General features: G+C 27.9%; 13 protein-coding genes and 2 tRNA genes. 5 read left to right on the plus strand and 10 right to left on the minus strand.

Annotated elements, in window-relative coordinates; genetic code table 4:
* Positions 1-22: 22 nt before the first annotated feature.
* From Q349_RS02025 to lepA, 4 genes are all read right to left on the minus strand, one after another.
* Entirely contained in the window at positions 23-4,735 is a 4,713-nt protein-coding gene (locus tag Q349_RS02025; RefSeq protein ID WP_036464538.1) for a hypothetical protein, read from the minus strand.
* Between the two features lie 413 nt (positions 4,736-5,148).
* Positions 5,149-6,177, minus strand: a complete 1,029-nt coding sequence (locus tag Q349_RS02030; RefSeq protein ID WP_198763711.1) for an MIP/aquaporin family protein — start codon at positions 6,175-6,177, stop codon at positions 5,149-5,151.
* Between the two features lie 244 nt (positions 6,178-6,421).
* On the minus strand, positions 6,422-8,326 hold the full coding sequence (locus Q349_RS02035) for a M13-type metalloendopeptidase (RefSeq protein ID WP_036464540.1): 1,905 nt from the start codon (positions 8,324-8,326) through the stop codon (positions 6,422-6,424).
* A complete protein-coding gene (gene lepA / locus Q349_RS02040) occupies positions 8,326-10,140 on the minus strand; it encodes a translation elongation factor 4 (protein WP_036464542.1) in 1,815 nt (604 codons plus the stop codon). Before lepA ends, Q349_RS02035 begins: the two co-directional genes overlap by 1 nt.
* Positions 10,141-10,393: 253 nt before the next feature.
* Between lepA and Q349_RS02045 the strand changes: the two genes are divergently transcribed.
* Positions 10,394-11,902, plus strand: a complete 1,509-nt coding sequence (locus Q349_RS02045) for a DUF2130 domain-containing protein (RefSeq protein WP_036464544.1) — start codon at positions 10,394-10,396, stop codon at positions 11,900-11,902.
* A 23-nt stretch (positions 11,903-11,925) separates the two neighbouring features.
* Here the strand turns inward: Q349_RS02045 and Q349_RS02050 are convergent, their stop codons facing one another.
* The 4 genes from Q349_RS02050 to Q349_RS02065 form a co-directional block, all read right to left on the minus strand.
* Positions 11,926-13,920: an MFS transporter gene (locus tag Q349_RS02050; protein ID WP_036464546.1), complete on the minus strand. Its 1,995-nt coding sequence runs from the start codon at positions 13,918-13,920 to the stop codon at positions 11,926-11,928.
* A gap of 580 nt (positions 13,921-14,500) precedes the next feature.
* Positions 14,501-15,877 carry a M17 family metallopeptidase gene (locus Q349_RS02055; protein ID WP_036464548.1) on the minus strand — a complete coding sequence of 459 codons (1,377 nt, stop codon included), beginning with the start codon at positions 15,875-15,877 and terminating at the stop codon, positions 14,501-14,503.
* A 40-nt stretch (positions 15,878-15,917) separates the two neighbouring features.
* A complete protein-coding gene (locus tag Q349_RS02060) occupies positions 15,918-17,282 on the minus strand; it encodes a M17 family metallopeptidase (protein ID WP_036464550.1) in 1,365 nt (454 codons plus the stop codon).
* On the minus strand, positions 17,275-17,655 hold the full coding sequence (locus tag Q349_RS02065; protein ID WP_036464552.1) for an IMPACT family protein: 381 nt from the start codon (positions 17,653-17,655) through the stop codon (positions 17,275-17,277). The genes Q349_RS02060 and Q349_RS02065 overlap by 8 nt, the downstream gene beginning before the upstream one ends.
* A 151-nt stretch (positions 17,656-17,806) precedes the next feature.
* Between Q349_RS02065 and Q349_RS02070 the strand changes: the two genes are divergently transcribed.
* Positions 17,807-17,881 (plus strand) — tRNA-Cys (locus tag Q349_RS02070).
* Positions 17,882-17,887: 6 nt separating this feature from the next.
* Positions 17,888-17,964 (plus strand) — tRNA-Arg (locus Q349_RS02075).
* A 110-nt stretch (positions 17,965-18,074) separates the two neighbouring features.
* Here Q349_RS02075 and rpsT read toward each other — a convergent pair.
* Together rpsT and Q349_RS02085 are read right to left on the minus strand one after the other, a co-directional pair.
* Positions 18,075-18,341, minus strand: coding sequence for a 30S ribosomal protein S20 (gene rpsT, locus Q349_RS02080; RefSeq protein ID WP_036464554.1), 267 nt, complete (start codon positions 18,339-18,341; stop codon positions 18,075-18,077).
* A gap of 51 nt (positions 18,342-18,392) precedes the next feature.
* Positions 18,393-20,327, minus strand: coding sequence for a type 2 periplasmic-binding domain-containing protein (locus Q349_RS02085; protein WP_036464556.1), 1,935 nt, complete (start codon positions 20,325-20,327; stop codon positions 18,393-18,395).
* 166 nt (positions 20,328-20,493) lie between these two features.
* Between Q349_RS02085 and Q349_RS02090 the strand changes: the two genes are divergently transcribed.
* Complete coding sequence (locus tag Q349_RS02090) at positions 20,494-21,723, plus strand: hypothetical protein (RefSeq protein WP_036464559.1); 1,230 nt, start codon at positions 20,494-20,496, stop codon at positions 21,721-21,723.
* Between the two features lie 1,290 nt (positions 21,724-23,013).
* Positions 23,014-23,337, plus strand: a complete 324-nt coding sequence (locus tag Q349_RS02095) for a hypothetical protein (RefSeq protein ID WP_036464569.1) — start codon at positions 23,014-23,016, stop codon at positions 23,335-23,337.
* Positions 23,338-23,848 lie beyond the last annotated feature (511 nt).

A 23,848-nucleotide genomic window follows, 5' to 3' on the forward strand; every position in this document is an offset into this window, starting at 1 on the left:
CTTATTGGCGATTTTATTAATTTTATTCTTGAGGTTGTGCTTCCTCTTTATTATCTGTTTGGTTTGAAGATTCTGTATTTTCTTTATCTACTTGATCTACTTTATCAAGGAAAGGTTTTGATGTATCTCTAAATTGGATAATAGCATAATTAAGAGCAGTGGTGAAATTCATTTTATCAACTGCTGCTTTAGCAGATTCATCACTATTACTTAATTTAGTAAGTGATTTAGCTTGTTCAAAAATATGCTCAACCACTTTTTGTTTATCTGCTTCGGTAATAGCTGAATCATCTTCGTTTTTAGAATTTAATCCAAATAATTTAAGAGTATCATTGTATCAAGTTTTAGCTGAGTTAATTTGAGCTTTAAGGTTTTGATCGTTTTCAATATATTGTTGGTAGAATTTAGTATCTAAAACATAGTTAGAAAACTTGTAAGCTAATTGCATAAAGTAATCTTTTTTGTTTGTGTAAATTCTAGTTAAAGCTTTTTCATACTCTTGTTTAGCAATATCAAATGTTTGTGTGTAATATTGAATTGCTTTTGTGTAACTTCTTTCTGAATCTCTTGAAATAACTGTATCAAGTAAAGCTTTAAGAATTTGTGCTTTTGAATAGAAGTTAATAATTAATTTAACATCTCTTGTTAAGCTATCTTTTTCGCTTCTTTCTTCAAGAGTGTAATCGTGCGCAAGTGTTTTATCAGTATTTGGTTGCGCATCATGTGCTGGGTGAATAAATTGACTATTAACTTGAAGAAGATCATTTTGTACTTTTTCAAGATCGCTTACAAGATAAAGATTATCTTTAAGTTCTTTAAGTTTTTTCTCAACATCTTCTTTATGTGCTTGAGTTAACTTATCACCTACATAGAAGTTATAATGAGCTATAAAAGCTTTTAATTTAAGAATGTAGTTAGATAAAGCTTCTACTCTTAAAAAGTTATCTGTAGGAATGCTATTGTCAGGAAGCGCCATGTAGTATTTTCTTTTTTGAGAATCAAAATTAGCACCTTCTTCTTTAATTAATTTTAATTCTTCAGTTAAAGCATCTAATTCTGCAATTTCATCTTTAAATTGTTCTAACTTAAGATTTTCTTGTTTATCTGAGTCTTTTTTGAAATCTTCGTATTCTTTAATGAATTTTTCAATTTCTGTTTTAATTGCTGAAATTTGTTCTGAATATCTTGGATCAATGTTGTCATTTTCTAAGAATGATTCAGCAATATATGAAGCAACTCTTGTCATTGATTCGCGGTATTTTTTCTCTAAGTCTTGGTAATCACCAACTCTATTGTTTGCATATTGAGATAATGAATAATCGTTAACTTCCTCGCCATCAATTGACAATGATGTTCCATCATCATTTAAAGAAGCTCCATTTAATTTTCATAAATCTTGTTTTTGTAAGTCTTTAATAGCTGAATGTTGACTTAAAAAGTCTCAGAAATTAATAATATTTGCAAGATCTCCACCAATTTTAGCGTTTTCACCATCTTCGGCATTGTACTCGCTTCCTAAGAATAATTCTTGGCTATATTTAGCTTTTTCACCTTCATTTCTTGAAAGAAGTGTAAGTACTTTATTTTTGATAAAATCGATGTTTTCTTGTTTTTTATTTACATCAAAATCATTTAAATAGTTTTTAAGTTCTTCAATTTGTGTACGATGTTCGTCGTTTACAGGTGTATCTTCATAACTATCTGATAATTTGTAAAGCTCATTTCTAAGTTGACTTAAAAATAGATATTCAAGATATCTATCACGAAGTGATAGGTTTTCTTCATCATTTTTGAATGTATAGTTATAATCATGAAGTAATGCTGCTTTTTCTTCATCTGTATCTTTTTGTTCTTTAATTACAGAGTAATACTTAAAGTAACCTTTAATAACTTCAAATAAATCATCATAAAGTTGAGCCGCAACACCGTTTTTAGGTTTTAATGAAGATTCTTCGGCATTTTCATTAGTCATATCTACAAAGAATAATTTTTGAGCTTCATTAGCTAAATCTTTATAAAGTTGTTCTAATGCTTCAGGTGTAATTAATTCTTCGTTTAATTTTGGATTATCTTGGCTTTGTGGACTTTTAATTCAATTATAAGCTTCAAGACCTCTTAATCTACCATAAGCTTCAATTGTTCCTTGTTCATATAATCTACTCATAAATAGATCGATATTTGATCTATAATAGTCACCTTCATTTTGAATATCATTAAAAGCATAACTTCATGTAACAGCACTTTCGATAAAACTACTAAATCTAAGTTTTTCGTTACTTTTGGCATCTTTTTTGCTTTCAAGTTCTTTCTTTTCTTCTTCACTTAATTCTTTTTGTGATTGTAAGAAGCTTAAGAATTTAATTCATTTATCTAAATCACTTTCAAATAATTCCGGGAATTCTACATAAATAGGATCGCTTTCTTTATTAAGTGCTTTTCAATTTGCTTCTTCAACTTTAAGAGCTTCAGCTTCTAATTCAGAAGCAGTTTTTGAAATAATTGTATCTCCTGAATTTTCATTTGGTAAATTAGTTTCGATCAATTGGTTTTTAGCAAAGTAAAGTCACTTTTGCATATCAACTGCATCAGCAGCTTGTTGTTCTGTTACGTCTCTACCATTAATTGTTTGGTAATCTTTTTCTAATTTATCTAATCATCTTTGAACTTGAATTGAATATTCTCTAACTAAGAAATTATGTATGTAGTTTTCTGAATCTTTTTTAACATCATCTTTGAGATATTCTGCTTTTGCGTAAATATCTTGTCATTGATTTTCGATGTCTTTGTCTTTATTTTCTTCATTTTTTGGATCTTGTAATAATGAATTAATTGCATCTAATCTTGATTTAACAAAACCAGTTTTTGATATATTTAATCATACTAATTCTGAAGCTCAAATAACTTTAAAGTTATCTTTATTATCTTTAAGTGATTCAATTAATGCTTTGAATTTTTCCGCTTCTGAAGCATTATCTCATAAAACAGGTTTTCCATCAATAGTACCATATTTATTAATGTTTTCTCCACCAAATACATCTCTATATTCATCAAGTAAAATTGCTCTAAATTCAGGTTTTTGAATTAATTCTGCAAATTTAGTATTTGCTTTATCTGCAACTTCTTTAGCTTTTTCATCACTAAAGTTGTTAGGATTTTCTTTAATTTCTTTATTAGCAAGTAAGGTGTTTAATCTTTTAATTGAAGCTTCATATTCAGGATAGTTTTCTTCAAAAACATCAACATTATATTTAATGTATTGATAATAATTATTTACTTCAAAATCTCAATGTGCTGTTTGAGGATCGTCAAAATCAGTAACATTTTGACGTTGTAAGAATCTATAAAACTCTTCAACTGTTTTAACGTCATTATCAAATTGTTTTGGTGAATATCAAGAATTTTCAGGTAGTTTAAGTGCTTCTTTTTGATTATTTCAAAAGTCTACTTCACTTTGTAAAGCTACTTCAGGCGTGACTGGATTTGCTCAATTATCTTTGTATTCTGAAGTTTCTCCAATTTTTCCGTCTTTATCTCTTGTGAATCTTTCAATATCATATTGAGTATATTTAATTAACTCTTTGTATCTTTCAGCAATTGCTCTTTGTTCTTCTGTAGCTGGTTTAGCTTCATCGATAGCTTGTAATGCTTTAATTTCTGCTTCAAGATCATTAAGAACTTTATAACCACCATCAACATTATTTAAAAGTCTTAAAATAGCATAATTAACTTTATCTTTAGGTGTAAGGTCTAAGTTTCTAAATTGCCCTAAAATTACTTGTAATTTTGTTTCATCTTTTTTATCTTCTAAGATGCTAAGTTCATCAAGAATATTTGAAAGTTTGGTTTGGTATTTTTGTCTAAGTTCATCATTAATGAATCAATAAACACTATTTTGAGCTTTTTCAGCTCTATCTTTAAATTCCTTAGTATATGCAGAAATTTCTTCTTGTGTGAATTTTTGATTATCTTCAGGTTTTCTTAAATAATGTGCAGCTTTTAGAGAAAGTAATCTATCATAAGCTGGTTTGTATTGAGTAAATTTATCTAAGAATTGATCAACTTGGTGTTCTAAATATTCACCTAAACTTGTAATTTCAAAATTAGTTGTGTAATTTTCGTCTTTATATCTGTTGAAAATAAAGGTTAAGTATGACTTAAGTGATTCTAAATCTTTGTTGAATTGTTCTGATGAGTAATCAAAATCTGCTTCTGATAAATATTGTTCTAGACCTTTAAAAGCATCAACAGTAGCTTGTGCATTTACATTTGCTTGATATTCAAGTTCACGTTTATAAAGTTCAACACTATCAACTTGTTTAGCTGTTAAGCTTGTTGTGTATTCTGGATTTGGTTTGAATCCTCTGATTACATAAGTTTGAACATCACTTAAAGTCCCTGTTTTAATGTCTTTTAATTGGAATTTAACTTCGGTTTTAGTATTTAAATTAAGAAATGAAACATTTACTACTTCATACTTTTTAGTATCATAAGCATAAAATCTTACATCTTCAATTTTTGAAACGTATGTTGAATAAACATCACTAATGTTTGTTTTAATTCTTTCACGCCCGTATTGTGAGTCTTTATCAAAAACTGAAACCTGAACAGTTGATGCAACTGCATTCATGATCTTCTTGTTTTCTTCAGCACTTCTTTCATTTGAACATGAAAGCGCTGTAAGAGGTACAAGTGATAATGCAGAAGCACCTAAGATAAGTTTATTTTTTAGACGCATGTTATCTCCTATTTTGTTAGTGAAAAAGTAAAAATAGTCATACTTTTTCCTTTTATATCTAATTTAATATTGAAATTATACAACTTTTTTGAGCTAAATTTAAGATGAAATTCAACAGAATTAATTTAATTAAATTTAACTTTTTTGTTGTATTTTTGTCAATAAATTATTATTTTTAATTTATAGTTGAAATTTTACCGAATTTTGGGGTATTTTTGTTAAAAAATAACTAGTTTTTTTATAAAAATTACACAGCAAAAAGTTTTTTGATAAAAGTATTTTTTACTTTTTATTTGAAATTAACCAAAAATTTAAATAATTCAAAATGCAAATTCATTTTTGAGCAAAGGTTTGCACCTAAGCTAAAAAACAAAAGAAAACAAAAAAGCACCATTGAGTGCTTTTTTAAATGATTATTTTTCTTTCTTAATTTCGACTTCCGTCTCGTTTGCTCAGTCTTTTTCTACATTACTATCTTTGCCTGTAAGGGCTTCTTTATTTGTTACCATTGAATTAGCTCAATTGTTTTTATATAAAATGAGTTTGTGAATCATTTTATTGAAGTAGTATTCATTAAATCCTTGTAAGAATACATATAAAAAGGTAGCAAATAAATCCCCAAGGATCATAATAACAGTTGATCAAATTAATGATTTAGCCACCTGAGGGTTAGTAATTTGACCAAATAAGTATAAGCTTGGTAATTGTTGCGCTAATCCTCTAGCTGGATTAATAGCAGCTGAACCACCTAAAATACCTGCTCAAACAGACATTGAGATAATGAATAAAATCATAAAATCACGGTATTTAGATTTAATAGTTGGTGAAAAGATTGAGAAAAGTAAAATAAGCGAAACAAAAACTTCAGTGATAAAAATAACACCTAATCCACCAAAGAATTTACCTTGTTCTGTTGTAGGAAGAAATGTTTCGAAGATTTTGCTTGCAGAACCAAATGCATTAATAGCTTTGTTAGGTAAAAGAAGCGAATCATCTGAAAATGTTGAAGCGGCGTTTCCGACACCTAAAATAATAGCTCCAGCAATTAAAGCTCCAACAATTTGAATCGCAATTTTATAGATTGCGTATCAACCGTTGTTAATTCCTTTTAAATAACGAGTAATAGTTACAATTGGATTTAAATCACAACTTCAACGTAGAAAAATAAATAAACAAAGACCTACAATTACAAATCCGGCAAAAAAACCTACAAGAACATTAAGAAATAAAAAATGTTCTTCAATAGTATAAGAGCCGATGTAAGTGCTAAGACCTGCCAAACCTAAAGAAATAAAGATTGTCCCAATTAATTCACTAATTCCATGAATAATTCAGGTTCTTGTATCTTTTGGTTTAAGTGCATGTTCTCTTTGTTCTGGAGTTAATTTAAAGAAAGAAAATAATTTAGCAATGATACCTTGCGGTTCAGTACTTTGATTCATTTTACTCCATTTCTATAAGATTTAAATTGACTTATAATGCTTAATATCGTATAATATTATATAAAATTAATTTTTTTTCAAAAAAGTTAAATCCTCTGCTCTTTAAAGATAAAGAAAGAAAATAAAAAAGCCAAATTCTTGGCTTTTTTTCTTTATTTTAGAATTTTTAAAGCAAAAAATCGTTTTTGAATATTTAAAAAAGAAAGCATAAAGCCAAAACTTTTTTAATGAACTCAAAGTGAAATTATCAAATTTTCACACGTTTTTCTTTTGGTAAATACATCTTATCTTCTGGTGTAATTTGGTAGTATTCTTGGAATAAATCACAGTTTTGTAATTGCACATTAGCACGTGCTTTAGCTGGTGCGTGAACATCAGTGTTTAAAAGAAGCTTTTGGTACTCAGGTTTTGCTTTTGTTCGTCAAATTCGTGCTCAGTTCGCAAAGAAGTCTTCAGCATTAAAATCAGGCTCAAGTTGGGCTGCTTCTAAAGCACATAAAAATCCACCTAAATCAGCAATATTTTCTGAAACAGTTAATTTTCCATTAACAGGGCCTGCTTCAGTTGGAAAACCATCAAAAAGTTCAATTACCGCTTGCGTTTTTTCAGCAAATTTTTCACGATCTGCATCAGTTCATCAATTATTTAAGGTTCCATTTTCATCAAATTGCGATCCATTATTGTCAAATGCATGAGAAATTTCGTGCGCAATAACTGCACCAATTCCTCCATAATTAACTGAACTTGATTGATTTTTATCATACATTGGAGCTTGTAAAATTGCAGCTGGGAAGACAATATGGTTTTTAATTGGATGGAAGTATGCATTAATCATAGCAGGTGACATTTGTCAATATTGACTTGATTCGTGTTTTAAATAAAGTGAATCACGATACTCTTGTAAAATATCTTGAAATCTTAAAACATTATCGACAAGGTTTGATTTTTGAGTGTAAGGAATAACTTGGTATTTCTTGTAAAAAGGTCTTAATTGATTTGGGTAACCAACCATAACATCTAATTTTTCAAGTTTAGCAATTGCCTTAGCAATAGTTTCTTTTGACAATCAAGTATTGGTGCTTAATCTTTGTTTATAAATTTTAATCATGTTAAAAATCATTTTTTCAACATCAGCTTTAGCTTCCTTACCAAAATGTTTTTCGGCATAATACATCCCCAAAGGCATTGCAAATCATTTTTGTGATAATTTAAAAGCTGCTTTAGAAGCTGAAACTGGTTTAGCAACTCCGCTAATGGCTCTTGATAATTCTCCTGCTTTGAGACGAATTTCATTACTTAAATATGGTGCATAGTTAAGTAAGTTGCAAATAATTAATAACGATTTGTAACCATTAAAAGTTTCACTGTTATAAATTTTGTCAAGTTTTTCAAAAAATTCTGGATTAGTTAAAACAATTGTTTCAATGTCTTGTTTTACAACTTCACGCGCTAGTTTTTCTAAGTCAAAAAGTTCCTTAGAACCTTTTATTTGGTCAAATCTTACCACATTATAAAGACTAGTATAATCGGCTTTATCTTGCGCTGAAAGAACAAAATCTTTTAAATGGTTATCAAAACTAATAGCACTTTCAACCATTTGATTTGCTTGTGTTTGAGAGTAACCATACATAGTTAATAAATCAAATGACATTTGTCTAAAAATATTTAATAGTTTTGCAGCATCTTCTTTAGCGTAATACTCTTTTGAAGGTAAAATCGTTCCTGGCTCACCAGCTCATAAAACTTTTATGGTATTATCTTCAAAATCTTCTTCTACTTCTAAAGTAAAAGGTAAATATGCTCATCCTGAACGTTTAGCTACAAAAATTTGACTAAGTTGTTCAAAACTTTGTAATTGTTCAATTTCATTAATTAATGAACGAATTGGTTCAAACCCAAGTTTATTTCTTTGGCGGTAATTTTTAGCCATTTTATAGAATTTAGCAAATGCTTTGAGACCATCAATTTGAGGTAAGTGTTCACGTTGAGTTAATTCATTAGCCATTTTAATAAGTTCTTTTTCAAGTTTTTTATCAAGTTCTCCAAAACTTGAAATTGATGCACGATCACTAGGGATTTTTGTATTTTTAAGTCATTCACTATTTATGTGAGCAAAAAAATCATCTTTTAATAAACTTTTTTGTTTCATTATTTCTCCTTTTTCTGAGGTTCAATATTGGTTTTGAGAATTGATAAAAAAGCTTCTTGCGGAACATCAATTGAACCGAGTTTTTTCATTCTCTTTTTCCCCTCTTTTTGTTTTTTAAGAAGTTTTTGTCTTCGAGTTACATCTCCACCATATAACTTAGCAGTAACGTCTTTTCTAAAGGCTTTAATAGTTTCTCTAGCAATAATTTTCCCGCCAATAGTTGCTTGAACAGGAACTTCAAAGTTTTGCCTCGGAATAGCTTCTTTAAGCTTTTTGGTTAATTCACGAGCTGCTTCATATGCTTTTTCACGGTGAGTAATAATTGAAAAAGCATCGACTTTATCACCATTAAGTAAAATATCGACTTTAACTAAATCGCTTTCACGATATCCAATTCACTCATACTCAAATGAAGCATATCCTTTTGTGGTACTTTTAAGACGATCAAAGAAGTCAAAAATAGTTTCAGCAAGTGGCAATTCGTAAATGATTCTAGTTCTTTTTGGATCAATAACTTCAAGATCCTTATAAATTCCTCGTTTGAATTGACATAATTCCATTACGTTTCCAATGTATTCATTAGGTACAAAAATACTTGCTTCAATAAAAGGCTCTTCAATAAAATCAATAAAAGTTCGATCTGGTAAAAGAGTTGGATTTGAAATCAGTTCCACTTCTCCGTTGGTTTTATGTACCATATATTCAACAGAAGGAGAAGTAGCAATAATTCCAACTTGATATTCACGATCAAGACGTTCTTGGAGAATTTCCATGTGTAGCATTCCTAAAAATCCCACCCGGAACCCAAAACCAAGCGCTTTTGAAGTTTCTTGCTCTCAAGTAATTGAGGAATCGCTTAAAGAAATTTTTTCTAAACTTTCTTTAAGTTGTGAATAATCACGAGTATCAATTGGATAAAATCCAGTAAAGACAACTGGTTTCATTTTTTTATAACCAGGTAAAGCTTCTGAAGTTGGATTATCCACCAAAGTAATTGTATCCCCGACCGAAACTTCTTTGGCATCTCTAATAGCTGCAGAAACTCAACCTACTTCACCAGCTTCGAGAAACTCTTTTTTAGTTTCATTTGGATTACGAACCCCTAAATCAATAACGTGGTACTCAGTTTTGGTATTATGAGACATAAATTTAAATTTATCCCCGACTTTAAGTTTTCCTTCAAAAATTCTAATAAGCAATACCACTCCACGATATGCGTCAAAATAACTATCAAAAATTAAAGCCTTTAAAGGTTTAGTATCATCAGCATTACGTGGTGATGGAATATTTTTGATAATAGCTTCAAGTAGGTTTTCTACTCCATAACCTGTTTTAGCTGATACTAAAACAGCATTATCAGTTGAGATTCCAATTACTTCTTCAATTTCTGCCTTAACACCTTCTACATCCGCACTTGGTAGATCAATTTTATTAATTACCGGAATAATTTCTAAATTATTTTCAATGGCTAAATATACATTAGCAAGTGTTTGTGCTTCAATTCCTTGGGTAGCATCTACCAAGAGTAAGGCCCCTTCTGATGCAGCTAATGAACGGGAAACTTCATAAGTAAAATCAACATGACCAGGCGTGTCAATTAAATGAAAAGTATAATCTTTATATTTAAGTTGTACTGCATTTAATTTAATGGTAATTCCACGTTCTTTTTCTAGATCCATAGAATCTAAAAATTGAGCCGTTAATTCCCTTTGTGAAACAGTATTAGTAATTTCTAAAATTCGATCAGCAAGCGTACTCTTACCGTGATCAATATGAGCAATAATTGAAAAATTTTTGATTTTATCTTTATTCATATTAAGTATTTTACTAAATTATTAAACTTTATATGTTTTATCATGTAAATACATCTAATTCTAATTTAAACTATAATACTAAAGGTATCTATTTTAAAATGCTTCTTACAATGCTCGTGGGGTCTTTAAAATCTAAAAAGTTAATTTTATTATTTTTTTAAAATTGAGTTTAATTAATCAATAAGTTTTGGTTAATTTCAAATTCACAACTCCAAAATAATAAAAAGTTTTATGATTAAAAAAGGAGAAGATTATGGAAAAATATGTTCAAGCAAGAATTCTTGATTCTAAAAATTTAATAATTGAATTGCTAGAAGAAGCTAAAGTCGGTGATAAAGTCGATCTAAAAACTTTAATAAATATTGATTTTAGATCCCTTAGTGATCAAATGAAAAAGATCATTGATCAAGAAGTTGAAAATAAAATAAAAGAAAGAATTAAAAAAGAACAAGAAAATTGAATAATTCAAAAAAATTGAGAAATAAATGATTTAAATACTAAATCAAAAAACGAAAAAGAAAAACTTCTTAATGAACTTGAAAATTCTAAAAAGAATCAAGAAAAAGATTTAGAAATTGAAAAAGCAAAGTGACAAGAAGAATATCGAAAAGAAAGTGAAGAAAATAAAATAGAAATTGAAACGTTAAAAATTCAAGTTGAAACATTAAAAGATGAAAAACAAAAAAATGACCAAAGGTGAAAAGAAAGACTTGAATCGGTTGAATCTAACAAAGAACAAGTTTTACAATTCGAAAAACTAAAGTGACAAGAAGAGTATAGAGAAGAAAGTTCAAAAAATAAAATAGAAATTGAAACGTTAAAAAATCAAGTTGAAACATTAAAAGATGAAAAGCAAAAAAATGATCAAAGGTGAGAAGAGAAATTAGAAGATATTACAAAAAAACATTCAGAGCAATTAAAACAAACCAGAGAAGATACTATAGAATTAGCAAAAGGGATGTTAAAAGAATTGCAATCGCCATTAAACAATAGAACAACAAAAATGGTAGGAGAGGATTTGGAAAATTGATTACAAAATCAATTTGATAATACTTTTAAAAATCACGATCACTTAACATCTATTGAAATGCATAAGGCAACTAAATCAATCAAAGGTACAAAACCAGATTTTTATATTGATGTATATGATCAAGAATTCCATCCTTTAGAAAATAAACCAAGTAATATTCAATCTATAACCAGAATTGTTGTTGAAGCAAAAAATAAACAAACAGAAGAAGGAACTAAGAAAAATGCCGATTTCATTAAAAAACTAATTAAAGACACCGAAAATTATGAAGGTAACTATGCAATTTTAGTCACTGAACTAGAGCCAAATCATGAGTTTGCTTTTTACCAATGACCAGATAATCCAGCCATTTTTATTTGTAGACCGGAATTTTTTGTGCCTTTAGTAACTTTTTTAAGTAGAATATCAAGACGTTTATTTCAAATTAAAAGTAAAATTTTGGGAGCTGAAGCCCAAGTGAAATTTATCGAAAAATTCACCGAATTTTATGAACTTTTAATAAACGAAACAAAGAAAAAAATCCAAAAAGAATACGAAGATATTAACAAAAAATTACAAACTATAGAAAATAGTACTCAAGCAATTAAAAAATCAATTAATGCAATTGTTAATGATCATTTAAATAAAGCAATTGAAAAATTAGATCAAATAAATAATTTTTTATTAATTGAAGCAAAACAAAACAATAATTCAGAACAAAAATTACTCAATTTAGAAAATTTAGAAAAATAAAAAACAAAAAGCTTAACCAAAAGTTAAGCTTTTTTATTAAGTTTTTTTAAGACATAAAAAGTAACCGGTGTAGAAATAGATTTGACCATTTCTGTTTCAAGAGCTTCGTCTCGGTTAAAAATTTCAACAATTTCAAAACTATAATTTTTAGCTATATTTTCAATATCTTTAATTGTATAAAAACGATTTTTCACAAGAGTTCCATATTCAACTTTTGTCAAAATCTTTTTATCTGAAAAAGTCTCTAATTCATTAATTTTAATAAAGTTATCTCAAAATTCTCGATATTGCTCATTTGAGTATAAATTATGAGTCGTAAAAATAAAATAACCATTATCTTTTAAGCTTTTAGAAATATTAGAAAAAGTTGTTCTGATTTGCTTTTCTTTTAAAATATTAGTAATTCCGTTAAATGAAAAGAAAATAAAATCATATTGAGATTTAATTCAGAATTGTTTTTTAGAAATATCCTGGAGCTTAAAGACAATATCATTAAAAGTATTGATTTGTCTGCATTGAGTAAGTAGCTCCTTAGAAATATCAATAGCATCAATCTTTGCGTTTGGATAAAGTTCCTTTAATGCAAAAGTTGTTCTTCCAGTGCCGCATCCTAAATCTAAAATACGTAATTTTGCATAATGATTTTTCAAATATTTTTGAATGACTTTTTGCTCTGAATGTCATAAATTATTATGGCGATATTCAATATAAAGATTTTTAACTTTTTCTGAATTATAATAATTTTTGGCCTTATAAGTTGTTAAAACATAGTAAGAAAGAGCTACTAAAAATGCAAAAACTATAATCAAAATCGAATAAGTTAAATAAGCTTCAAAATAACTAAAGAAATTATTTAAATAAGTTAAAAATAATGTAATTAAACTAGATGAAATAATTCTAAAAACAAGCGACATTCCATTTTGAAAATGAAATTTATTTCTATCAAAAAGTTTATATGAAATACTATAAAAGCTAGGTAAAAAGAAACTATAAAAAAATTGTTGAAATGCGTTAATAGTTGTGTAATAAATTAAATTTACAGTAGAACTTGCTTTTAAACCAAAAGGAATTCAAGTAATGTTTATTAATGCAATAATAAGCAACAAAATAGCAATATTTAATTTTTTTATTTTATTTTTCTTGTGATTTAAAAAATAAACTAAGATCGTTCCAATTAAACCACATAAAGACATAATTAAGCTAAAATAAAAAGATCATTGTTGATATGAATAGCCTTCAATGGATTTAAAATATTGAATTAAACCCGTGTTTTTAGGAAATAAAATAATTCCAATAATAAAAGAACAAGATAAAATTAATGTTCATGATCATCATTTATAATGCTTAGTTTTGTAAACGTTAATTAAATCAGATTTATTTTCATCTTTTGCAAATTCATGCGGACTTTTTGATACTAAAATGCTTCAATATAAAAACCCTGATAATAAATAGGTCCCTATATTCAAGATCACCAAAAAATAAAAAGGTAAATTAGTATATAAAAAATAAGATAAAAGAGGACTTAAGACAAAACTAATTCCTAGACCTAGAGAAAATCCAGTATTCATCTTATGTAATTCATTATCACTATTTGCTACATAATAAATAATATTTTTTAAATGAATGAGGCGATACGAATGAATAAACCCTAGTAATGATTGAACTATTATAAGAACAATTGAAAAATAAGAAAAACCATTTGAATTTAAATTTAAAAATCAAAAACTCAAAATAAGAGGAATAACTAAAATAATTGAACTTGTAATGTCACAAATTAAAAGCGCTTTGCGATCAGGCAAAAGTTTAATAAGCTTACTGCTGAATGCATATACAATTAAAGAAGGTATTTGAATAAGTAAATAAAAAATCGTTACTAATCAAAAATCACCGGTAATTTTATAAATATAAAGTGAAGAAGCTAATTTAAAAGCTTCAGAACCAATTGCAGATATGCCAACAGAACTAATATATTTTGAAAGATTTTTAGTATAAGTATTAAGGCTTAACTGAAATGGCATATGATCTCCGATGCTATGATTAAATAATAAATATGTTTAATTAAAATAAAAAATTCTATAGGAACAACTTTGCTAGATATTTAAGATGGTTTTGCATTGGTTTTTGCAATCTAAAACTCTACTTGAAAATGATTAAATTGATATCAATATTGCTATTAATAACCTTAATTTAAAATCCAAATCCATACCATCAGTTAAATAAAGTGAAAAATCCACACTAGTGCTAATATAACTTCGCATCAATTAAATAACTTCTTAATCTAATAGAACTAGTAATACTTTGAGTTGTAATTGGTAAATTAATTATTTTAGGTTATTTTACAGATCAATTGACATGTATGGTAATTTAATAGATTGAATAGTTTAAATATTTTTGAATATTTTTTCTTTTAAAATTTTAAAAAGATTTAAAAGTTTATTGAAATTCATTAAGCATTTTTTCTAATTTACAATGTTTATTAAAATCGTACATAAAATTATATTTAATTTAATAAGCAAATATGTTAAAACAGCCTAATTTGTGAAAAATGTGGAAAAAGGCAAAAAATAAAATTAGTAGATTGAACTACTAATTTTATTTTTATTTTTCTGCTTGAAGAGCTAATTCAACAAGTGTTTTAACCATAACACCTGTAGGTCTTGCACCAATTTCTGCTGTTCCTGCTACATCAAGGTGAATATATTCAACACCTTCAGTAAATTCTTTTAAGAACATAGCGGCTGATGATGATCCACCACCAACACCACTTAAATCAGTGTTTTTAAGATCAGCTACAACTGAGTTTCTAATTTCTTTTGCAAAAGCTTCATCTAAAGGCATTCTTCAAACTAATTCTTTTGCTGCATTAGCTGCTTGTTCAAGATCTTTTCAGGCTTTTTCAGTTGTTGCTCATACACCTGTGTATGTATGTCCAAGAGCTACTAAAATAGCACCTGTAAGAGTAGCTACATCCACAAGACGTGTTGCCTTAAGATTTCTAACAGCATAAGTAAGACCATCAGCCATTACTAAACGACCTTCGGCATCAGTGTTGTTAATTTCAACTGTTTTTCCATTCATTGAAGTTCAAACTGAATCAGGAAGTGAAGCATCACCATTTACACGGTTATCAGTAATGCACATAATTGCTGCAACGTTGGTTTTTGGTTTAAGTTGTGCAATCGCTTTCATTGCTGAAGCAACAAAAGCTGAACCAGACATATCGAATTTCATTCCTAACATTGAACGTGATGGTTTAAGTGAATATCCACCTGAATCAAAGGTAATTCCTTTTCCAACATAAACTGTTTTTTCTTCTGATTCGGGATTTCCGTTGTATTCAATTACCACTACTCTTGGCTCATACATACTTCCACGGTTAACTGAAAGTAAAAGCCCCATTCCTAAATCTTTAATTTGTTTTTTATTTAAAACGCTAACTTGTAAGTTATCATATTGAGCAAGATCTTCAACTACAACCTCTGCTAAGTATTCTGAGTTGCAAATATTTGGAGGTGTAAGTTGTAAGTTTCTTGCAAAATTAACTGCCTCTGAAAGCACAACTGCTTTTACAAGAGCTTGTGCATATCTTTCTTCAGGAGCAACCATTAAAAGAGAAACTTGAAAGTTTTCTTCTTTTTTGCTTGTTTTAGCTGAATAAATTTCAGCTTTTACATAATTATAAGCTTCAACAAACGCTCTAGCAACACATGGTTCACATACGGTTCCTTTAACAAAAGAATCTAGATCAACTTGAACATTGTAAGCAAGTGAAGTAAAAAAGCTTTTAGCAAAACCAAAAACACTATCAAATTTATAATCTTTTTCTTCTCCCATGTAAACATAAGCTTTATTTTGGTCAAAGAATCAAGTAACTTGACCCTGTTTTTCAATTACTTGTTTTGGAAACTCATCTCCTTTAAAGACCGCTTTTACAAGTAAATCTGAATTACGTACTTTATCAATAGTTTTAATCATTTTTTACCTTTCAAAATTTATAAAATAATTTTACTCTTTTTTAAAGATTTTTAGCAAATTCTACTAATGTGGCAACTAAAGCCCCTTGAGGTTCTCCAGCTACATCAGCAGTTCCAGCTACATCACAGTGAATAAAATCAACATCTTTAACAAATTCAGCTAAAAACATAGCTGCTTGAGAAGAATCTTGGCGTACTTTTGGACTTCAATTGAGTAAATCGGCCACTTTTGAAGAGGTATTTCCTTTATGAAAATCTTCATGCATAGGCATTCTTCAAACTTTTTCTTTAGCCAAGTTAGCTGCTTTATCAAAAATTTCTCATTTTGAATTATTTTGAGTAAAAATCCCAGTAAAAGTATTTCCTAAAGAAGTTAACATTGTTCCGGTTAATGTAGCAACATCAACAATTGTAGTTGCTTGAAGTTTTTCGGCAGCATAAAAAAGACCATCAGCTAAAACTAATCTTCCTTCAGCATCAGTATCAGCTACTTCAACTCATTTTCCTGACATTGATTGGTAGATATTTTCTGGTAATGAAGCATCTCCATCTAATCTATTATCTGTAATACACATAATTGCAGCAACATTTTTCTTAAGTTTTAATTGAGCTATTGCCTTAACGGCATAAGCCACAATTGCTGAACCAGACATGTCATATTTCATACCTTCCATATGGTATCCTTTAGTGTTAACTCCTCCAGTATCAAAAGTAATTCCTTTTCCAACATAAACGGTTTTTTCTTTTGATTTTCCGTCTCCATTGTACTCAATTACCACCACTCTTGGCTCATGTGTGCTTCCTTTATTGACTGATAAAAGTAAATTCATCCCAAGGGCTTGAATTTCTTTTTTAGTTAATACTTTAATATTTAAATTCTCAATTCCAGATAAGTCACTTGCAACAAAAGCGGCTAACTGTTCTGAATTTAAAAAATTCTCAGGCATAATTTGTAAGTTCCGAGTAGTTGTAATTGCATCAGCTACAATTTCTAATTCTTTAACAAACTCTAAATTCACTTTATCTTTTTGAATCAACAACGATAAGGTTGATTCTTTTGCTTGTTCTTCTTGGGTTTTTTGTTTATAAGTTTTTTTGAACAATTTAGCTGACCCAAAGTTAATTCCTAAAATAGCTAAACGAAGGGCTTCTTCTTGTGAAAATTTAGCTTCAAGAGAAGTTACATCAAATAAATATGAACGATTAATTTGACTTGGCAAGTTTCTTAAAAGTTGCTCTAGTTCAAAATATGATGAAAACTTCTCTTCAACAAAAAGATAAGCTTTATTTTCGGTTAAATTTTCTGTAATAGCTCCATGTTTTTTTAAGATATATTGTGGCAATTCTTCACCTTCAAACACAACTGATAAAACAATATCGTGTTTATTAATTTGATATTTAATCATGTTTCTCCTTTAAATAATTATCAATAGTTAATTTTGCACTTTCACGATAAGCTTTTTGCAATCCGCCTGCTCCAAGCTTTATACCGCCAAAATAACGCACAACAATTACTAAAACATTAAAAAGCTCTTTAATCCTTAATAAATCATAAATTGGTCTACCTGCCGTTTTAGACGGTTCTCCATCATCATCAAATCCAGCACTTTCACGACCATCTTGAAAAAGTAAATAAGCCGAACAAACGTGAGTTGCTTTTTTATGTTCTTTTTCTTTGAATAATTTAATGATTTTCTTAACTTCATCTTTTGAAGTAATTTCAAAAGTGTAGCTAATGAATTTAGATTTTTTTATTAATATTTCACTTTGAAAATTCACATTTAAATTATAAATAATTTAAAATAATTAAGTAACTAATAAAAAAATAATCAATTAAAGAAAAATATTTCTTTTTTTAAAAATTATTATTTTTTTAAATTATTTTTATATCTTTTGCTATAATTAACTTGCATAAAGCGCGAGGCTACCTGGCACCATAGCCAAAAGGCCAAGGCACGAGTCTGCAAAACTCTGATTACGGGTTCGAGTCCCGTTGGTGCCTCCAAATTATGCGCCCGTAGCTCAACTGGACAGAGTGTTAGGTTACGGCCCTAAAGGTTGCGGGTTCGACTCCTGCCGGGCGCGCCATATATATTTAATATGCCGGTAAACAACAACTTAAAGTTGTTGTTTTTTTATTTTTATAGTTCAAAATTCAAAAAATAAAAACCAACACTTGTTGGCTTTTAGACTTAAATTTAGTTTTGTTTTGTTTTGTTAACAAAAGCGTCTAAACGAGCGTGTTTTCTAGCACCTTTGTTGGCATGGAACACACCTTTTGATACTGCTTTAGCAATAGTTGAGTGTGCTTTAGCAACAAGTTCGCTAGCTTTTGCATCACCTGCTAAAACTGCTTCACGAGCTTTACGAATAGCTGTTTTAACTCTTGATTTAGTAGCAGCATTTTTTACTCTAGCTGCTTCCATTTTAGCGATACTTTTAATTTTAGATTTAATATTTGCCATATTAACCTCCCTTTTTCATAATTCGAAAAATCGTATAAATTATACCATAACTTATTGTTTTGTCATTTTGTAATAATAATTTTCAATATCAGTTCTTGTTTTAATGTCCACTACATTAATTGAAGGGTGCGCAATATCTAATACTTGATTATTAATGACTCAATGATTTTTAACTGTATAAATATCAATAGCACGTTTATCTACTACATTATCTTCGTCAATAAAGTAGTTTCTTCGAACAATTTCAAATTCACTAAATAATGAAGGTGTGTAGTTAATATTGTCAAAGTTTTCTAAGTTTGTGTAGTTTTCTTCAAAAAAACTTGCATACTGATCATTGGCAAAATCAACTTTACCAAATAAATTAATTGCCTTGGTTAAATATTGATCATGATCAGTTTTTAGTTGTATTTCAGTGGATGAATCAACATTATTAAAAACAATTTTTTGTGCCAATAAATTTAGTTGGGGGTCTAAATTATTAAACATTTGTTGATAAATATCAACAAATTCAGTTAAAAAACGATCATTTTCTAAACTAGATAAATAAGTCTGAATTAAAACTTTTTTTAATTCTTGTCATTCTTGTTGCTCATTTAAATCAAATTCGATGTTTTTAACTAATTGATCTAAATATTGAGTATAAAATTTCGCAGAATAATTTTGCATTGCTTGATTTCTTAAGTTTTGATCATAACTTCAAGAATCACTCGTGTTATTTTTTGAAAGTAATGCTTTGTACTCTGTTCATAAACCATCAAAATTTTTAAGAAATGAATTGCTTAAAGACTGATAAAACTGATTTTCAGTATTTTCACTTACCCCTTCTGATAGAATAATCCCATCAAGAAGTAATAAGTTAGTGCTTGGACGAATAACTCTAATGGTTTGATCAGGAACTTGATCATCTGTGTTATCGCTTGAATATCAAGCATCCAAAGCATCTCCATTAAACATAATTGCCGCATCAGAAGGGCTTAATCCACTTGAGGGATCTGAAATTAATTCAGTAAGTAGCTTTAATCCATCAGGGTTTAAGGTAATGTGTGAAGTATCATTTAATTTATAACCTGAAGCATCTTCAATTAAGGAAATAAAATCCTCAATAAAACTTTTGTAATTCTCTGGCGTGACTAATTCTCCATATTTACTATGATTTTCTTTAGTTGAATCAAGTAAAGAAATAGGTTCTTTATTTTGATATGAAGTTCCTAAAATCATATTATTACGAATTGCATCGGTAATTGTTAAATGTTTAATGGTAGAACGCATATCTTTTTGAATTGATTCTTGCTTAAATAAGGTATTTAAAATATTAAATAATGAATATGGATCGATTTTTTGTTTTCTCTGTTGAGTAAGAAACTTTGAATTAGAACGAAGAACTTCATCAGTTGACTTTTCGCTATCAAATGGAAATTTATCAGGTTCTTTTTGTGGATTAAATTTTGTTGGATTAATTCCAACCACAATATCTTGCACATAATAAGGAATCATATATTCCCATAAGTGGTTTTGAACAGCAGTGGTATTACCCTCATTTAACTGCGCATCATAAGATTCTAAGTGATCTCAAACAATTGGTGAATAAGTAGCTTTTAAAATAGTTTTAACTTGTTCTTGCGTTGGTTTGAAATCTAAATGGAAAAGTTTTTGGAAATCCATTTTTTTAATTAGTCCTTGCTTAGCCAAGGTTACTGCTTGAAAATCACTACCAATACCAGCAATTGCTTTGTGATTAATTATTGCCCGCGAAAATTGAATAATTTCGTCAAACTCTTTATATTCATAAGTTTCATTTAAAATTGCTTTGTTTGCATTGCTCATATACGACTTATAGTTGTAAAAAGCAGCATGAAATTTATGTGTGCTTTTATAAGAAACAAGTCCAGCAATTGCTCCAGAAATTCCAACAAATGAGCCTATTGCTAGCATTGATTTAAATCATTGTTTTTTTCATTTTTGACTATGATGACTTTGTTCCATAACTTCCTAAAATAATTGTAAATTTTAAATAATATAAATTTTAAAGATAAATTAAAATTTTTAGACCAAAAAAATATTTTTTTCTTTCTCTTTTTAAGGGAGAATTCTTCTAAAATCACTCAGAAAACACATATAATATTATTGTAATTATTTACAGAAGGGATTTATGAACAAAATTAAAAAACTTTCATTAATAACACCATTATCTTTGGTGCCTGTTATCTCTGTTGTTGCATGTCAACAAAGCGGAGAAAATACTCAATCCAACCAAAAAGAAATTGCTCAGTTAGGTAGAGCTTTTAACTATAATCAAGAAGTTAAGCTAGCGCTTGAAAATATTCCTAACCAAATTATTAATGATATAAACAATGCAGGTCTTTTCAAAGAAACTTTAGAAATGAAAGTGCAAGATGGACAATTAGCAAGTATTTATTGAAGCGCAAAAGGAGCAAATAAACTATCTAACCAAATGTTAATACCTGTGCCAATAAATGCAGTAAATTTAGGGTATTTTTCAAAAGAAGTAAAAACGGATCAAAATACATTAACTGAAAATCAAGAATTATATGTTTTAAGCAAAGATGATAAATGAATGCTTGTTAACTTTAGTAGCCCTCAAAGCTATGACTTAAAATACTCTATTACCTCTGGTGAAATATCTTTTAAATATAAAATAAAAAATACTCAAACAAATAAAGAAGTTTTATATCAATCAAAAATTCAATTTGGGCCAAACACAGGGAAAATAAAACCTGAAATACTTACACTTATTAAAAACGAAATATCAAAAATCAGTAATATAGATGCTCAAACACAATACCAAACATATTTATCTTTAGTAAAATCAATACCGCAACAATTATTAGTTTTTAGATATTTAATACCACCTAAATTTTCAGAAATTATTGATTGAGATCAAATCAATAATTTGGCTTTTTTTAAAATAAATTTACCACTTGAACTTGATCAGTTAAGTAACGATGATATTGTAGCAGCATGAAATGCTTTACTAGAAACCTCTAAACAAATTTCAAAAATGTTAGAATATACCATAGTAAAACTAGGTGTTGAAAAAAATCAAAAAATAACCAAAGAAGAATTTATTAAACAAAATCCTAAAGGCACCGTTGAATCAGTGATGAATGTGATTCGTTCATTAAGGCCATCAGGTTCTTCTGTTTTAGGTGAAAAAGAATTACTATCAATAGAAGAAGTTTTAACAAATTTAATTAATAAACCTGAAGAACTTGAAAACCTTACTATTTATGATCTTTACAACAAATTTATTAACCAGGAAGATTTACCAGAATTTATTTCTAATTGAATTTCATGAACCAAAAACTATTATGCTCTTCCATTATTAAATGCAATTTTGCAAAAAATAAAAGAAAAATAAAACACAATCTAGAAAAATTAAAACAAGATAATCAAAATCAAAAAATATAAAAAATGCATAAATAAAGTTTATGCATTTTTTATCACTTTTTAATAGTTAGAGATTAATTTCAATAGTTTGATAAAAATGCTTTTTATCAAAATCATTTTTGCAAATTTTAATAAATATAGAAAATATTATAAAATGACAAATTCTAATTTGTCATTTTTTCTTATTCACTCGTAAAACCGGGATATTGGTCGCTTCCAAAAAAAAAAAAAAAAATAATAAACTTTATATATAAATGTTTTATTTATTGAAAGGAAAATATGAAAAAATCTTTTAAATGATGCCCATGACAATTGTGCGGCTGCTACATTAGCTGTAGCTTGCCAGCAAAATTAAAATACCGAGAAAAAAGCAGATAAATGAAATAAAGTTACTGAAAATCAAAACACCAATGATCAACCAAATAATAAAGATAAAGAATCTAATAATAGTTACACAAAGCCTTAATTTGGCGAAAGATTTATTTCTAACCAAAATACTAACACAATAATTAATAATATTCCCGCTGCTATCATATATGATATTTTTCAAAAAAACGGGTTTGAAAATGCACTAAAAATTACAAGTTCAAATGGACAAGAAGCAAAAGTAACTTTAAACTTAAATTCTGAAAATTTTGATCTACCATTTTCTATTCCTAATTCAATTTTTTCAAAAAACCAAAGCTCAAATACTTTTAAAATAAAAGATAATGAAGAGCTTTATCTTCAAAACTTAAGCAATGATTGAGTTCGTGTTGATCTTAACTCTCAACCAAATCAATTAGTTTCATACCTTGTAAATCAAGATAATTTATCTTTTAAATACAAATTAAAGGATAAAAAATCACAAGAAGAAATGACATATACATATAAATTTGATTTTGGTCCAAATACAGGCAACTTAAATCCAAAAGCAGTTGAAATTGTAAAAGAAATTCTTAAAGACTAAGTATCTCAAAATAAATATTGACAAAAATTTTCTAAATTATCAAATTACTTAAATGAAAGTAAAGAATTTTTAAACTCTCTTCTTAGCAAATTACCTGATTCTTTTGTAAAAAATTTCAATTTAGAAAACTTATTTAACCTTGAAATTTTCAAATTAAGACTACCAGAAAATATTAACAATATTAAAAATGAAGATCTTGTAAGATACTACAACCGTTTAAATGAAATAGCTCAAAAAACAAAGAAAATATTAGAAACTACATTTGATAAGCTCGGTATTGATAAAAACAAAAAAAAAAAAAAAAAAACAACTATGAGCAATTTTGACAAGACAAATAAAAAATTCAAGAGCAATATTGAAGACTTAATTACTAAATTAGAAAATCCTAAAAAACTAGATAAAGCAAAAGCTCAAAAACTAGCTCTATTTTTAGGTGCTCTAAACTCAGCAATTCAAGAAGCAGCTAATAATTCAAATGAAAATAGCACTCTTTATGATTTAAGAAATGATATAAATACTCCTAAAATTATTCAAAGTACTCTTAAATGAATGAAAGAATACTATACATTAACTGCTTTTGAAAAAATCATGAGTAAATTAAATCTTATTTTTATACCTCTTAAAAAATTAATTTAAATTAACCACAAAATTTAATATATTAACAATAAATAAAATTGTCATTTTAAGTATAAAAACATTGGCTCTCATAGTTATTTAGCTACTATCTTCAACTTGTAACGCATTTGAGTAGGAACGCAAACGAGTTGGAGGGAGGAGCGGAATAATTTTGTCGGACGCAAATTATGAAGCGACTCACTCCAACGAGTAATAAGTGAACTACTCAAATGCGTTAAGATAAACGCAAAGCGTCTAACAAAAAAGAGCAAAGCATTATATTTTAATAAAACCAAATACACTCAAATAGATTCAATGCATTAAGTTTAATTAATACAGAAAAATTATAAAACAAAAATAAAAACTAAAAAAATAAAAAGTTTTAAAAAAATAAGTAGATAAGAAAAAGATAAGTATTAAGTAGCATTAAAAGCATTAAAGTAGTACTAAACTAGAAAGTAGTTATAAAACATGTAAGTAGTTTAAAAGAATAAAAAATAAAAAGAATAAAGTAGCTCCCATATAGCTAACA

The sequence above is a fragment of the Mycoplasmopsis sturni DSM 22021 genome (assembly GCF_000701485.1).
Taxonomy (GTDB): domain Bacteria; phylum Bacillota_I; class Bacilli_A; order Mycoplasmatales; family Metamycoplasmataceae; genus Mycoplasmopsis; species Mycoplasmopsis sturni.